This window comes from Vibrio sp. JCM 18905 (assembly GCF_055393305.1).
This window is the reverse complement of record NZ_AP043879.1, coordinates 469,446-484,952: the sequence shown is the minus strand read 5'-3', so window position 1 is coordinate 484,952 and position 15,507 is coordinate 469,446. Positions and strand designations below refer to the sequence as shown.

Below are 15,507 nucleotides of genomic sequence, written 5' to 3'. Positions count from 1 at the left end.
CCCGCCATCTTAACCGCGATAACCTCTCTTACCAAAATTTGTTTTGGCTTAGATCGGTTTTTGCACAAATCATTTGACATTTAAGCGCAAATGAGGGATATTCCTCGCCCTTAAATTGTCACAGAACTAAGTTTTTGGGAGTTAGACCCTTGGCAAATAGTAAATCTGCTAAGAAGCGCGCTATCCAAGCTGAGAAACGTCGTCAGCACAATGCTAGCCGTCGCTCAATGATGCGTACTTACATGAAGAAAACTGTTGCTGCTATCGAAGCAGGCGACAAAGAAGCTGCAACTGCTGCATTCGCTGTAGTTACACCTATCCTAGACCGCATGGCAACTAAAGGCCTTATTCACAAGAATAAAGCAGCTCGCCATAAGTCTCGTTTCGCTGCACAAATCAAAGCTCTTTAATAGAGCCCTGATTTTACAGTGAAGAAAAAACCGACCTTGTGTCGGTTTTTTTATATCTACAAAATTTTCTTAATAAAAAAGCTGGCAATGCCAGCTTTTCTTTTTCTGCACGCCTATTCAAAGGCATCAGCTTATTTACCTTATAAAGCTCAAACTGGAAAGCACCAATAAAACACTTGAGAACAAAGCAAATTGGTCGATGAGTAGTACCCTATCATCAAAAGTTTAACGCCACTCTCAAATATTCCAACGAGTTAGATTCACAGCCTAAAATGAACGATATATTAGGTATATGTAATTAACGCTAAGCGCTTTCAGCACAATAAAGACTATGCAGTGTTTTTATTAACGCTTTCACTTCATCACTCTTTAATGTGTAGTACACGGTTTGTGCTTCTTTCCTTGTCGTGACTAGCTCATCACGGCGAAGCCAAGCAAGATGCTGAGATAATGCCGACTGGCTTAGCTCTAACTTTGCACACAGCTCTCCCACGGACAGCTCTTGGTTATGCAGCATACAAAGGATTTGTAGGCGTCTCTCGTTTGCCATCGCTTTGAGCAACACGACGGCTTTTGCGGAGTTCTGCTCCATTTCTTGTAGATTCATGTGTTGGACCTCTAGCTACAACTTACTTATTCCAACCCTGGCCAGCTTGTTGTGTTGCACTGATTTATATATCTAAGAAAATCAAGATACACTTCCAGAGTCGTCATTATTAGAACCTCTAATTTAGTTGTTAGTGATACACCAATATTATCCACCAAAGTGGAGAATTGATGCGCCATCAATAATTAATAGTTTTGCTCACTAAAACAAGTATCTTGAGTTACTTAGGTATTATTTAGAATTATATTTTTATTGATAGTAATCTATTTATTTGCGCAACGATACGGGTTTACTCAAACATTTGACTGAAATCAGCATCACAAACATTTTTTACCGCTGGGTGTTGGATCATTCGTTCCGCAAAAATCACGTAGTACTCTTCTTTTAACCCATCGACATGACCAATTAGCTGTAGATTTCGGTCGTCCTCAATCTCCGACATGTATACGGTCGGCGCTAAGAAAATCACATCATCGTGATACCGTGCGAAAGCCTTCATCAACGCGACATCATCAAACTCTCCCAACACATTAGGCTGAAGACCTTGACGATCAAACCACTGAATAACCTTACGCCCCATTGCTGTTCGGCTTGCAGGAATCAAAAGCTTTTTCTGTTCCAGAATCTCAGGGAAACGCACATTTTCAATTTCAGAAGAGGCGAAAAAGCTCATGCTGCTCTCACCTAGCTTTTTGCTATAAAGGCCAGGGCTTTGAGTTGAGTCAACGGGACAATCCGAGAGGATCATATCCAGCTTGTGCTGAGACAGTCGTTCAAGTAGCAATTCGTGGGTTGACTCATAACAGCGTAAATGAATACTGTTATCTTCCGGGACAGTCGTCATTAGTACTTTACTGACCAAGCGCTTAGATAACGCATCGGCTACGCCAACTTCAAACAGAATGTTCGAGTGCTGACTGTAATTGACGATATCTAACATCTCATAACTCAAACCAAACATTCGGTCGGCGTACTTAAAAACAAGTTGCCCTAACTCAGTTGGCTCAACTGTACGACCATTTCGTTTGGTTAACTTTCCTTTCATGCGTTCTTCAAGCGCTTTAATCTGCCCTGTCACGGTTTGCGGTGTTAGGAAAAGCGCATCGGCCGCTTTAGTTACAGAGCCCTGTTTGCACACCATCCAGAAATAATATAGATGGTTGTAGTTTAGATGTGACATGATCAAGTCCCGAAAAGAAAGTGATGCTTTTTATACCAAATGTGACAGAGACAAACAATAAACTCGACAAAACCATACAATACATTACAAAAACATAAGTTTTACCGAATATATAAAATTAACACTGTCATAAAAGTTGAACTGAGGCGCATTTTCTTTCTAAAGAAAACGCAAAAACCACACAAAACAAAAGTCAAATTTATTCATTAAATTCAAAGAGTTAAAAACCATCAATTTTCCCTACTCACACCAGTATCAAAAAGAACAATAAAAATTACTCACAGCAAGAAATCTGTAATATTACTGAAATATTTGTTCTCTAACATCGCCCGCAGTTTCAACTACAGACCGAAAAATGAACTGAAAGGTCAACGGAGAAAATTATGATGAACCAAGCTACTTCAACAGTGGCGCCAATTTCGAGCACTGCTCGTTGGTTACGCTGGGCTAACTTGGCATTCATGTTGTATCTGCTTCTTCTAGCAGTATCTATGGTTGGTAGTGGCTTCAAATGGGCAACTGGCGATCAAGCTAAGGTGCTATTTGAGTTTGCCGCTCACCCTGTTGCTGGTCTAATGATCGGCTTGGTGGCAACAGCCTTAATTCAGTCCTCAAGTACTGTAACGTCTATTATTGTAGGTTTAGTTGCAGGTGGCTTACCAGTAGAAACCGCGATTCCGATGGTGATGGGTGCCAATATTGGTACCACAGTGACTAATACGCTTGTTTCTCTTGGTCACGTACGTTGTAAAGAAGAGTTCAAACGTGCATTTGCAAGCGCAACTATTCACGACTTCTTCAACTTACTTGCTGTTGCTATTTTCCTTCCGTTGGAAATGATGTTCGGCATTTTAGAGAAAGTTTCTCATTGGCTTGTTTCTCCACTACTTGCTACTGGCGATATGAGCATTAAAGGCTTCAACTTCATTAAGCCAATAACAAAACCAGTTGTGGGCGCAATTAAAGAGCCACTTTCAACATTCGGTGATACTGTTGGTGGCATCATGCTTATCGTTTTGGGTATTGCGACAATCTTCGTTGCAATTACGGTAATGGGTAAGCTAATGAAGAGCCTAATGGTTGGCCGCGCACGTGAAATTTTGAAAAACGCGATTGGTCGTGGCCCTATTCACGGTATTGTATCGGGTTCAATCGTGACTGTGTTGGTACAATCTTCATCAACAACAACTAGCTTGATGGTTCCACTTGTGGGTACAGGCGTTCTTAAAGTTCGTGATATTTACCCATTCACGCTAGGTGCAAACATTGGTACTTGTATTACGGCGCTACTAGCAGCAACAGCCGTATCGGGTGAGTTTGCGGTATTCGCGCTTCAAATCGCTCTGGTACACCTAGTATTTAATATCATGGCAACGCTGTTTATCTTTGGTATTCCGTTCCTACGTGAAATTCCAGTGAAAGGCGCTGAGATGATTTCTGAAATGGCTATCAAGAACAAAGCTGTTGTCGGTGGCTACCTTATGTCTGTATTCGTTATTTTACCAGGCGCGATCTTAGCCCTAACGACATAACAATAACTTACATACCATCGCTTATTGTTTAGGCTCCACATTGTGGGGCCTTTTTTGCGTTAATGACGCTGTTCAAATTCGTTGTCTGGTGATAATTTGAGCCATACCAGCATACTTATGCTGGGCTACCTCATTTGGAGTCGACAACATGACGCAGCTTAATGGCACTATTTCTGATCAGCTACTCGCAATAGACGAAAACCTAACTCAACTGGTTGCTGATATTGATATCCTCAGTAGCGTGAATCCTCTCAATTATGCTCAGGAAAGAGAACGCTTTATTAAGAACAAATACTCTCAAGAGCCTAACTTCCAATACTCAACCACCAATCTAGATACTCACAGCGCAAAGCGACGTCTGTATGAACTGCCTTTAGAAAATATTCAAGACACCCAATTACAAAAGCTGTACGCGGGTGTGATTCAGTCTTACGCAGATAAATTGGATCAAGTGAATACTATCGGTACACAAGAGTTTCTTTATAACTCCTTGCGCTATTACGGAGAGCCGAGCGCCAAAGATATTGCCAACGCCCATTTCATTTTACACCTTCCCACGGAAGAAGAGAGCAAACCTCAGCATGATAGCCGTGCGATAGCACACTTCATGCAAAACTTTGCTCAACGTAATGGATATGAATGTGAAATACAGGTGTTGGATGGGATGTTAGCAAACGCACTCGTTTCGGGGTCTCGAGTCAAAATTAACCACGCAGCATACATCACGACCGATGAGTTAGAGGCTCTCGCACATCATGAAATGGGTGTACACCTTCTTACTACGCTTAATGGTCGTCAACAACCGCTAAAGGTCCTGAGCTTAGGGTGCCCAGCCAATACCAACACCCAAGAAGGGCTGGCTATATTGTGTGAATATCTGTCAGGACATTTCAGTATCAAACGCCTAAGAACCTTAGCCTTACGAGTCCTGGCGGTAGAGTCAATGATCAAGGATCGCGATTTCCGCCATACGTTCATGCTATTAAAAGAACAGTATAAAACGTCTGACCTTCAAGCATTTACGACGACTGCTCGTGTGTATCGAGGAGGCGGTTTGACGAAGGATTACTTGTACCTCAGGGGGTTCCGAGAGGTGCTCAATGCCTACGATAAACTGGGCGATGACTTTTCATTGTTGCTATGTGGAAAAACAGAACTGAAGTATTTTGAGCTTATCCGCTCATTAGTGAGGAAGCAAATATTCACCCAACCCAAGTTTATTAGCCCAGCACTGTCTGCACCGCTGCAAACCAACCCTATTCACCGCTATATTGTCAGTGCACTCAAGTAATACCTTCAAAGTACAAAAAGCAAAAAAGCTCCATTTGGAGCTTTTTTCATATCTTGAAGAATAATACTGGTTACACTGAGAATGGGTAACGAATAGGGTCGTGATGCTCGTATCCTTCAACCCAAAAGTCATCCAGTGTGACCCATGTTTCCAGATCTTCTAGAGATTTAATCTCTGGATTGATGTGGAACGTCGGCGCTTTTAATGGTTCACGCTTCAACTGAACATCACGCATCAGTTCAAGCTGATCTTCATAAATGTGCGCATTCACAATCTTATGAAATGCCTGACCAGGTTTCTTGCCCGTGATTTGCGCCATGATCGCCAAGAACACGTAAACTTGAACCATATTGAAGTTTAAGCCAAGCGGTACATCACACGAACGCTGAGTACTGTTCAGGTAAAGCGTATCATCCAGCAATGAAAAATGGTGGCTATACATGCAAGGACGCAAGCACCCCATGTGGAATTCACCCGGGTTGTAGAAGTTCAAGATTTCACCGCGATCATCAACACCACGCGTTAAGTCATCCACTATCTTGCGTAATTGATCAACATGTCCGCCATCAGGCTTCGCCCATGCGCGCCCTTGGACACCGTAGACACGGCCCATGTCGTCTTCGCCCTTACGATATGGATTATTTAACCAAGCATCATTTAGGTTGGCATTGGCATCCCAGGTTTTCGTGCCCAGCTTACGAAAATCTTCCGCATTATCGTAACCACGAATATACCCTAGTAGCTCTGCAACGGCCGCTTTCCAAAAACTTTTACGTGTGGTGACCAACGGAAATTGATTGTTCGCAACATCGTAGGTTAAATCCGCGTTGATTACGGTCAGGCAGCGCTTGCCTGTACGCTCATTTTCAACCCAAACACCTTGGTCAACGATGCGTTGACACAAATCTAAATACTGTTTCACACCAATACCTTACTTCGTCTTTTGTGGTAACTCGTCTTTGTAATGACCACGTTTGTATGCCCAAACCATCATTAGGACACCGATAACCACCATTGGCAGGGATAGAATCTGTCCCATGGAAATAAAGCCACCGAATAAACCCAAATGAGCGTCTGGTTCGCGCACGTATTCTACTAGGAAACGGAAGGTTCCGTAACCCGCAAGAAAGAGCCCTGAAACAGAACCTAGAGGACGAGGTTTCTTGATGAACCAATTCAAGATGAAGAAAAGTACGATACCTTCAAGCGCCATTTCATAAAGCTGCGATGGATGACGTGGCAGTGGACCGCCATTTGGGAAAACGATCGCCCAAGGTACATCTGTTACGCGGCCCCACAATTCGCTGTTCATGAAGTTACCTAAACGCCCCATACCCAAACCAAATGGCACAAGCGGCGCGATAAAGTCGGCAACACCGAAGAAAGTTCGCCCGTTTTTGTGTGCATACCAGAACATCGCGGTAATAACACCCAGTAAGCCCCCGTGGAAAGACATACCACCGGTCCACACTTTAAACAGATACAAAGGATCAGCCAGGAAGAGCTCAAAATTGTAGAAAAGCACGTAGCCAACACGGCCACCAATCACCACGCCAAGGAAGCCTGCGAACAACAAATCAGAAACCTGTTCTCGTGTCCAACCACTTCCCGGCTTATCCGCACGTCGGTTCGCCAACCATAGGGCGAACATAAAGCCCACAAGGTACATCAAACCGTACCAACGAACCGAAACAGGACCAATAGAGATTAAAACCGGATCAATATTGGGAAATTCAATATATCCCTGAGACATAAATCATTCTCTTCTTATCACAACAAAATAAATATACCCAAGTAACCTCTAGATGCTTGGTTCAGCGAGAATGACTTGGGTACAAACTTAGAGCAGCATGGTCGCTGCTACAAACATTAAGAACACCGCGAATATCTTTTTTAATACCGCAGTTGGAAGGTTAGTTGCCAGCTTCGCACCCACTTTTGTTGTGAGCATCGAGGCCATGGCAATAGCTAATAATGCGGGAAGATAAACATAGCCAATACTGTATGAAGGTAAGCCTTCCACTTTATAGCCATGTAAGATGAAACCGATCATACCAGAAATAGCAATCACGCAACCACAAACGGAAGATGAACCCACCGCTTTACGCATTTCTATCCCGTGTTTATTTAAAAATGGGACCGATAGTGAACCACCACCAATACCAGCAAGGCTTGATACAACGCCAATCCCCGTGCCATACGCAACGGTCACCGGGCTGCTCGGCATAGGTTTACTGCTCGTAACTTTAATGGAACGGAACATTTGTACTGACAGGCAAAGAACAATGACACCAAATACTTTCGGCAAGTAGTGCGTAGGGATCCACTCAGCAATATTGGCACCGACAAAACCACCTATAACCACACCTGGCATCAACCATTTTACGACGAACATATCGACATTGCCGAGCTTAAGGTGATTCATCGCCGATGAGCCTGACGTGACAATAATACTCGCTAACGAAGTGGCTAGGGCCATGTGCATACTCATTTCTGGAGAGATTCCAGCAAGAGGAAGCAAATACAACAAGGCAGGAACAACAATCAAACCACCACCGATACCGAGTAACCCCGCCATCACACCCACAAAAGCGCCTAGCGCCAACAATAACAAAAATAAAGAGACGGTCACGATTTCCTACTTTTTACCTGCACGGATAAAGCCCGCAAAACCCTGTTGGATGAAGAAGTCATGCATCATTTGATGAATGTCCTCCCCGTAGGACTTTGTCATTGCTTGCTCCGCTAATTTTTCTAATTCTTCTTGTTGGCTATGACGAATCAAATATTTCACCTTAGCCACGTTGGAGGTGTTCATACTCAAACTGGTATACCCTAACCCAAGTAAGAGAAGAGCGCCAAATGGGTCGCCAGCTAACTCACCACAAATACACACTGGCACCTGATACTTATCGCACACGTCATGGATTTGCTTAAGCGCTAACAGTACCGCAGGATGCATAGATTCATAGACATCCGCGACGCGCGAATTGTTCCTATCAACTGCTAATAAATACTGGGTTAAATCGTTTGTCCCGACAGAAACAAAATCAACACGGTGAGCAATCGTTGGCAATAAATACACCATTGATGGCACTTCGATCATGACCCCAACTTGTGGAAACTGAATTCTATCATCAAGCAACACGGCTTCGCTGTGAGCTTGATTAATCAAGCTAATGGCATCGTCTAACTCTTTTACCCCTGACACCATTGGCAATAAAATACTTAAGTTTCCGCTTTCTGCACTCGCTCTTAACATTGCACGCAGCTGGATCAAGAAAATGTCTGGATGATCCAATGTAAAACGAATGCCACGCCAGCCTAGAAACGGATTATCTTCTTCGATGGGCAAATACGGCAAAGGTTTGTCACCACCAATATCCAAAGTGCGCATCACCACTCGTTGATTCGGATAACTGTTGAGTATCGCTTGGTATTGATGATACTGCTCATCTTCGGACGGAAAGTGATGTTGAAGTAAAAATGCAATCTCAGTTCGGTACAACCCAACACCATCAACTCCTTTATTGATGGCAATATTACTGTCTGCACTGAGCCCCGCATTGAGCATAATTTCGATGTGGTGATTGTCTTGCGTAACCGCTGGGAGTGCGAGGTCCTTGTTTACCATTGCAAACAATTCTGACTCTTCACTCACTAAGCTTCGATACTCTCGCAATAATTGACGGTTTGGCTCTAGGAAGATCTCGCCCGTATAACCATCCACTATCCCGAGTTTGCCATTGACCACATCCGGGTTAATGTTGGCGCCCATGACAGCGGGAACTCCAAGTGCGCGAGACAAAATAGCCGCATGAGAGTTCGCGCCACCTTCTAGTGACACGACGGCTAACAAAAATTCTTTAGGTACAGAAGCGAGCAAGGTGGCTGTGAGTTCACTCGCCACCAAAATAATGGGACGATCAATTGCAGAATTTTCTTGCTCACTGTTATGTAGAAAATAGAGCAGCCTTTGCCCTAACTCTCGGATGTCTTGCGCTCTCTCGCGCATGTAGACATCCGACATTCTGGCAAATCGATTCGAGTATGATTCTACCACTTGGCGTAACGCCCAATCGGCCCTGTCTCCTTTTTCAATCTGCTTCTTCAAATCACCACGAAGCATCGGGTCATTGAGTAAGTGAGTAAACAGATCGAAGATCGCCAGCGCATCTTTGTTGATTTCACTGTCCAGCTTTTTCCGCATACGGCGAAAGTCATTTAACGCTCGCTCTATCGCCACCAGCAATGTCTCGTGCTCACGTTCTTTATCTAACGTGGACGAAGGGAAAACATCCGATAAACTCGGCTGGGTATTGTCGAACCAAAACTCTCCAATCGCGACACCAGTAGATGCAGGCAAACCTTTTAATACCGTGGGTTTAGATGCCAACTGCCAATGCCCAAGATTCTGCGCATGCGCAATAAGCACTGCTAGCTGAGCGGATAACGTGACAAGAAACGACTCTTCCATCTCACTGAACAAGCGCGGTGTTTTTTGCTGGATCACCAACACACCTAAAACTTGTTTGCGATGAATGATTGGAGTGGCTAAAAAGGAGTGGTAAATCTGTTCACCAAGTTGAGGGAAGAATTTAAACTCGGGATGTTTTGAGGCTTCGGCAAGGTTGAGTGGCTCTGCGCTTCGTTTAACCAACCCAACCAAGCCTTCATTGAAGTTGATATGAATACTATCACCTTCAAAAATAAGGCCTTGAGTTGCCATTAACTCAAGGCGCTGCATTTCTTCATTAGCAAGATAGATAGTACAGCACTCAGTGCGAAGGGCAGCACAAGTCTCTTTCACCAATATATCAAGTGCCAGATGCACATCATCGACCCTGGAGACTTTCTCAACTATTTCCCTTAGCTGACTGAGCATGATTATCCTCTACGTTGCTTTTTTCTTTTCCCTTTCGCTTTTCTCTCTCGAAAAGGCATGGCTAAGGATGCAAACTCTTTCATCGCTCGTCGATAAACATCTCGCTTGAAAGAAACAACTTGCCTAACTGGATACCAGTAACTCACCCAGCGCCAACCATCAAATTCAGGGGATTTTCCGCGTTGCATATTAATGCGAGATTCATCGCATTCTAATCTCAGCAGAAACCATTTCTGTTTTTGGCCGATACAAACAGGCTTGGAGTCCCAACGCACCAATCGTTTTGGTAGCTTATATCTTAACCAATGACGACTTGTTGCAATGATCTTAACGTCTTTTTTCGTTAAACCGACTTCTTCATATAACTCCCTGAACATGGCTTGTTCAGGAGTTTCACCTTCGTCAATTCCACCTTGTGGGAATTGCCATGAGTGTTGCCCGTATCGTTTAGCCCAGAAGACCTGACCATGGTTATTACATATCACAATACCAACATTAAGTCGGTAACCATCGCCATCTATCACTGGCTAACCTCTATGAATAAATTTTTTATTACCGTGATTTTTCCACATATCCCCATTACTAGCAAACTTACTGATGTGATATGAGCAAGATTTATTACCTTTTCACCATATTTGGATATCTTTTAATCACATCATACCTTATCAACACAAGAGTGAGACATTGCCCACATTTATTCACCTTTTCTGTGAATAACTTTGTGAAGAATTCAATTCAAATGAGTAATTCAGTTCAATCCCATCAAAAGCAAAACAAATAAAGAAACAAGAAAATAAACATAAAGCATTGATAGAAAAGTATTTATTTTTAAAAATAACGATAAATCGATCTTCAGTTTCTTGATGATCTTTTCACCAAACTCAGATCGGTCAAAGATCCACCAACAGGCTATTTATCCACACTCACCTGCTATTCGTTTAGATGATTACAACAAAATCAACCCCAAAAATGCATTTTAACCCCTGTTTATTCATACAGACCCCGTCAGGATCTTATCAATACCTCCTCCATCTGTGGATAAGTTATGAATTGATCGTTCTTACACCGCCTCGGTGAAATCTTAAACAGTAGATTTGGCCGGAGTTTGATAAACTATATTTTTTGTAATACCACCTTGTGACTATGAAACCAGAACCACAAACAGAAGCAGAGCTATTGGAACGCGCTCATGATATGGCAGGACTTAGCTTTGCAGAGCTGGCCGCCGAGGCGAATATGATTGTTCCTGAAAACTTAAAACGTGATAAAGGTTGGGTGGGTCAATTACTCGAATGGCACTTGGGCGCCCCAGCAGGCAGTAAACCTCAACAAGATTTCGCTAAGCTAGGGATCGAGCTGAAAAGTATTCCGATCAGTCACTCTGGCAAACCGTTGGAAACAACCTTTGTTTCGGTGGCTCCTCTCACAGGTGTTCATGGTCTTACATGGGAAACAAGCCACGTACGCAACAAGCTGTCTCGTGTGCTTTGGGTACCAGTGGAAGGGGAACGAGAAATTCCACTTGCAGAAAGACGTGTTGGTAGCCCACTGATTTGGTCACCAGACGAAGACGAAGAGCGTATTTTACGAAACGACTGGGAAGAGCTAATGGAGATGATCGTCTTGGGGAAATTTGATCAAATTTCCGCCAGACACGGAGAAGCGCTGCATCTTCGCCCTAAAGCAGCGAATGCAAAAGCCCTCACCGAAGCATACAGCTCAAATGGCAAACCGATAAAAACTCTGCCCCGAGGTTTTTACCTCAGAACACAGTTTACTGAACAGATCTTATTCAAGCACTACATCAGCGCGCCATCTGAGTAATGTTGTTTCCGCCATTTAGTGCGTCACGAGCGATAACTCGATATCACAGTACGAGGCTGCCTCTTCAGTGCCACATTCGTCATACGCATTGTGCAGCCTTAAATACGCTTTATCTACCCCTAACCTCAGCAGCTCTTCTTTCACCAAATCTAACGAACCGAAATGTATCGGATCTTCACCGTCTTTAATCGGCTCAAGTTGATGCTTGTACTCCACTGCTAGCAAATAGTCAGAGACATCAGAACACCCAATTACAAATACTTTGGGAGTTTTATAAGTATCTTTATGGGGACCGTGTAACCACATGTCCAATTGATGCTTCTGCATAACGTACCTCCTTCACACGATTATTTAAGTGTAGTTAGGCTATGTATAGCTTTCGAGTTTGGTCTTCCTTTATACGTAAATCATTTGCGATAGCGGTTAAAAATCCCCTATATTGGAATCACTTATTTAGTCGGTAACTCTTCAAGGACGTGATATGCAATACACAAAACTACCGCACTCATCACTTGAGATCAGTAAAATCTGCCTCGGAACCATGACGTTTGGCGAGCAAAATACAGAAAAGGACGCCTTTGAACAGCTCGACTTTGCCCTTGATCATGGGGTGAATTTCATTGATACCGCAGAGATGTACCCTGTACCTCCCAAAGCGGAAACGCAAGGACTCACCGAGCAATACATCGGTAATTGGTTAGCAAAGAGCGGCAAACGTGAAAAAGTTGTGCTGGCAACAAAAGTGGCAGGCCCTCGCGGCGTCCCTCACATCCGAGACAACATGAGCCTTAATCGTCGCCACATCCATACAGCAATTGATGACAGCCTTAATCGCCTGCAAACGGATTATGTCGATTTATACCAATTACATTGGCCTCAACGCCAAACTAACTGCTTTGGTCAACTCAACTATCCTTACCCAGACAAACAAGAAGAAGTCACATTAATTGAAACCTTGGAAGCGCTGACTGAGCTAGTGAATGCAGGCAAAGTACGCTACATCGGTGTATCAAACGAAACGCCATGGGGTGTGATGTCATTACTGCGTTTAGCTGAAAAGCATGATTTGCCACGCATTGTCTCGATTCAAAACCCATATAACTTGTTGAACCGCAGCTTTGAAGTGGGCTTGTCTGAAATCAGCCATTACGAAGGCGTTCAGTTACTTGCTTACTCTCCTTTGGCATTTGGCTGCCTGAGTGGTAAATACCTAAACGGGGCAAAACCTGAAGGCGCTCGATGCACTAAGTGGGAGCGTTTTGCGCGCTACTTCACTCCACAAGGTGTTAAAGCGACCGAAGCTTACGTCAATTTAGCCCAAGAGCATGGTTTGGATCCTGCACAAATGGCACTTGCATTTGTCAATCAGCGCCCATTTGTAGCATCTAATATTATCGGCGCGACCAACCTTGACCAATTAAAAGCCAACATCGACAGTATCGACCTAAAACTAAGCGATGAGCTCCTTACTGAGATTAAAGCAATTGGTACAACCTACTCGAATCCATGCCCTTAACAGTAAAGCTCCCCTCAAACGAAAACAGCTGACCTTCAAGGTCAGCTGTTTATCAAATGAAGTATGACTTCATATCGCACGTTAAGCGTGTTGAATGACTCGATAGCAACTCAGTCAGTCCAACACGCTAAAGATTACGTCATTATTCGCGACGTTAAAACTCGACGAAGGTGACGAACTCGACGTTCAACTTTTACTGCATCCGGAACATTGGCGCGTGTAGAACGACCATCGCTATCTAAACCAATATCCCTCAATAGATGAACATTCGTCCATGGAACATCATGAGCAGTGCGGCGTATGGTTCGCTGCCATTGCTTTTCTTCGCGTTTAAGGTCTGCTTTCAATAGCAAAGTTGCCAGTTGTAGGTAAATAGAGTGACGCATAATATTTTCTCCGATTATCGATGTATTCGACTGGGAAAAATAGTGCGTAAAATGAACAGAGGTGTTCTGTTGATACTAAGCCGCTACTTTTCCGCAGCCTAGTAATAAATAAGATAGGTTACGGATTAATTTTTATCTTGTGAGCCAGTGGTATTGGTATCATCCGACTTAAGAGTCATCGGAGCGATAGGCATACGATCAGCGCAAGCAGTGGTGTTAACAACGTAATGTTTCATCTTGCGCCTCCTAGCTAAAAATTAATCCGTTTATGAAAGGTATAACTCATTGAGTTACGGTTAAATTGTAAGCTTTGATGAATATATATCAAACATTTTTTGTCTTTTTGATTAAAAACAAACCAATACACCGCAATTCAGTTTCATATACTTTTCTATATAACATATTCACCTAGGGAATATATGAAATTACGGATTTTATAAATCAAACTGAATACAAAACAAAAAGAGCGGCTTTGTGGCCGCTCCTTCACTGATATTCATTCACCAATTTAACTTCAGAAAGAACAAATTACATGGCTTGATCAGAAATCAAATTATGTTTGTTCAGTAGTCGATACATCGTCGCGCGTGAAACACCAAGCTCCTTCGCCGCATTCGAAACTTGACCAGAATGAGATTCCAAAACAACCAGTAACGCGTCACGCTCACTCTTCTCACGAATCGATTTCAAACTACGCTTTGAGTCATTACGCTGAGGCAAATCTAGGTGATGCTCTTCAATCATTACGCTGTCAGACATCAGAACCGCTCGTTTCACTTGGTTCATCAATTCACGTACGTTACCTGGCCAGAAATAACGTGTCAGAGCCTTGAGTGCATCCTCAGAAAAACTTTTTGCTTGCGAGTTATACTCTTTAGAAAACTCTTGTAAGTAGTAGCGCGCTAACAAAGAAATATCGCTCGCGCGCTCTTTTAAGCTCGGGACATTAATGCGTAATACGTTAATGTAGTGATAAAGCTCTTCATTAAAATCTCCGTCAATCAAGGCTTTTTCTACATCTGACGAGTTAGCAGCAAGGATGCGCACATTGACCGCTTTTACACCATCTTTGGTATCAATAGTGCCTTCTTGCAAGAATCTCAGCAGATTCATTTGCTGCTCTTTTGAAATGGTAAGAATGTCATTAAACAGCACCGTACCGCCATCTGCTTGTTCAAGCAGGCATGCTTCCATATCTTCATCGGCGTTAATACCAAACACTTCCGCTTGGAAACGTTGCTCATTGAGTGCGCGACAGTTAATTGCCATAAACGGTTTATGAGAACGTGAGGAGACTTTGTGGATAGCGCGAGCAACCGCTTCTTTACCTGTACCACTTTCCCCAGAAATCAGAATACTGACGTCCGTCGGACCGATTCGCTTTACTTGATCGCGTAAACGCTTCATCGGGATAGATTCACCGATCAGCCCCATGTCTAAGCTGCTACCAAAACTAGGCCAAACTTTTTTCTCCAACTTGAGCATACCAAGCTGGTGACCAATCGTGCTTAAAAGCTGGGCATCTGGGATTGGCGCAGTGAAAAAGTCGATACAAAAGTTAACAATGAACTGGCATATGGTGTCAGTGCCAAGCTGAGATTCACGAATAAACGCTAACCAACGCACGTGTTTGTGAGAACTGACTAAGTTCGCCAAACCGTTCAAGCTGAATTCGTCATGGCTGAGATCGACAATACCGATACATGGACCAATATCCTCTAACAACGTATTAGCTTTGCGTAAGTCACCCACTTGGTGACACTTCCAGCCCACTTGCTCAAGTACTGATAACCAAGGCTCATAAGTACCGCCAACTACCACAAGCGATCCCGGGATGGAATCCATCTTAAACTGCCCAGCCATTCTCTAACCCTTT

At 43.4% G+C, this 15,507-nt stretch carries 15 protein-coding genes; 5 read left to right on the top strand and 10 right to left on the bottom strand.

Annotated features, from left to right (window positions below):
* The first annotated feature begins 149 nt into the window (after positions 1–149).
* On the top strand, positions 150–410 hold the full coding sequence (gene rpsT / locus ACZ5ZC_RS10445; RefSeq protein WP_005381938.1) for a 30S ribosomal protein S20: 261 nt from the start codon (positions 150–152) through the stop codon (positions 408–410).
* A gap of 304 nt (positions 411–714) precedes the next feature.
* Here the strand turns inward: rpsT and ACZ5ZC_RS10440 are convergent, their stop codons facing one another.
* On the bottom strand, positions 715–1,017 hold the full coding sequence (locus ACZ5ZC_RS10440; protein ID WP_005397309.1) for an ArsR/SmtB family transcription factor: 303 nt from the start codon (positions 1,015–1,017) through the stop codon (positions 715–717).
* 289 nt (positions 1,018–1,306) lie between these two features.
* Positions 1,307–2,197 carry a transcriptional activator NhaR gene (nhaR, locus tag ACZ5ZC_RS10435; protein WP_005381942.1) on the bottom strand — a complete coding sequence of 297 codons (891 nt, stop codon included), beginning with the start codon at positions 2,195–2,197 and terminating at the stop codon, positions 1,307–1,309.
* A 386-nt stretch (positions 2,198–2,583) separates the two neighbouring features.
* Here nhaR and ACZ5ZC_RS10430 point away from each other — a divergent pair, with 386 nt between their 5' ends.
* Both ACZ5ZC_RS10430 and ACZ5ZC_RS10425 read left to right on the top strand, forming a co-directional pair.
* Positions 2,584–3,729 carry a Na/Pi symporter gene (locus tag ACZ5ZC_RS10430; RefSeq protein ID WP_031780616.1) on the top strand — a complete coding sequence of 382 codons (1,146 nt, stop codon included), beginning with the start codon at positions 2,584–2,586 and terminating at the stop codon, positions 3,727–3,729.
* A gap of 148 nt (positions 3,730–3,877) precedes the next feature.
* On the top strand, positions 3,878–5,020 hold the full coding sequence (locus ACZ5ZC_RS10425) for a flavohemoglobin expression-modulating QEGLA motif protein (protein ID WP_464931900.1): 1,143 nt from the start codon (positions 3,878–3,880) through the stop codon (positions 5,018–5,020).
* Positions 5,021–5,090: 70 nt separating this feature from the next.
* Here the strand turns inward: ACZ5ZC_RS10425 and ACZ5ZC_RS10420 are convergent, their stop codons facing one another.
* From ACZ5ZC_RS10420 to rppH, 5 genes are all read right to left on the bottom strand, one after another.
* On the bottom strand, positions 5,091–5,942 hold the full coding sequence (locus ACZ5ZC_RS10420) for a thymidylate synthase (RefSeq protein ID WP_005381947.1): 852 nt from the start codon (positions 5,940–5,942) through the stop codon (positions 5,091–5,093).
* A gap of 9 nt (positions 5,943–5,951) precedes the next feature.
* Entirely contained in the window at positions 5,952–6,773 is an 822-nt protein-coding gene (gene lgt / locus ACZ5ZC_RS10415) for a prolipoprotein diacylglyceryl transferase (RefSeq protein ID WP_005381948.1), read from the bottom strand.
* Between the two features lie 87 nt (positions 6,774–6,860).
* A complete protein-coding gene (locus tag ACZ5ZC_RS10410; protein WP_006743341.1) occupies positions 6,861–7,652 on the bottom strand; it encodes a sulfite exporter TauE/SafE family protein in 792 nt (263 codons plus the stop codon).
* A gap of 6 nt (positions 7,653–7,658) precedes the next feature.
* Positions 7,659–9,905, bottom strand: a complete 2,247-nt coding sequence (ptsP, locus tag ACZ5ZC_RS10405) for a phosphoenolpyruvate--protein phosphotransferase (protein WP_464931899.1) — start codon at positions 9,903–9,905, stop codon at positions 7,659–7,661.
* A 2-nt stretch (positions 9,906–9,907) separates the two neighbouring features.
* A complete protein-coding gene (gene rppH, locus ACZ5ZC_RS10400) occupies positions 9,908–10,429 on the bottom strand; it encodes an RNA pyrophosphohydrolase (protein ID WP_005381953.1) in 522 nt (173 codons plus the stop codon).
* A gap of 619 nt (positions 10,430–11,048) precedes the next feature.
* On the opposite strand from rppH, the gene mutH reads away from it, so the two are divergent.
* Entirely contained in the window at positions 11,049–11,729 is a 681-nt protein-coding gene (gene mutH, locus ACZ5ZC_RS10395) for a DNA mismatch repair endonuclease MutH (RefSeq protein WP_464931898.1), read from the top strand.
* Positions 11,730–11,744: 15 nt separating this feature from the next.
* Here mutH and ACZ5ZC_RS10390 read toward each other — a convergent pair whose 3' ends face one another.
* On the bottom strand, positions 11,745–12,056 hold the full coding sequence (locus ACZ5ZC_RS10390; RefSeq protein ID WP_005397320.1) for a DUF6482 family protein: 312 nt from the start codon (positions 12,054–12,056) through the stop codon (positions 11,745–11,747).
* A 154-nt stretch (positions 12,057–12,210) separates the two neighbouring features.
* Between ACZ5ZC_RS10390 and ACZ5ZC_RS10385 the strand changes: the two genes are divergently transcribed.
* Entirely contained in the window at positions 12,211–13,245 is a 1,035-nt protein-coding gene (locus ACZ5ZC_RS10385) for an NADP(H)-dependent aldo-keto reductase (RefSeq protein WP_464931897.1), read from the top strand.
* 134 nt (positions 13,246–13,379) lie between these two features.
* On the opposite strand, the gene ACZ5ZC_RS10380 is transcribed toward ACZ5ZC_RS10385, so the two are convergent.
* Positions 13,380–13,631, bottom strand: coding sequence for a hypothetical protein (locus ACZ5ZC_RS10380; RefSeq protein WP_005397324.1), 252 nt, complete (start codon positions 13,629–13,631; stop codon positions 13,380–13,382).
* A gap of 528 nt (positions 13,632–14,159) precedes the next feature.
* Positions 14,160–15,494 (bottom strand): cyclic-di-GMP-binding transcriptional regulator VpsR, encoded by a 1,335-nt coding sequence (gene vpsR / locus ACZ5ZC_RS10375; protein ID WP_104974479.1) that lies wholly within the window; start codon positions 15,492–15,494, stop codon positions 14,160–14,162.
* Positions 15,495–15,507: the final 13 nt, after the last annotated feature.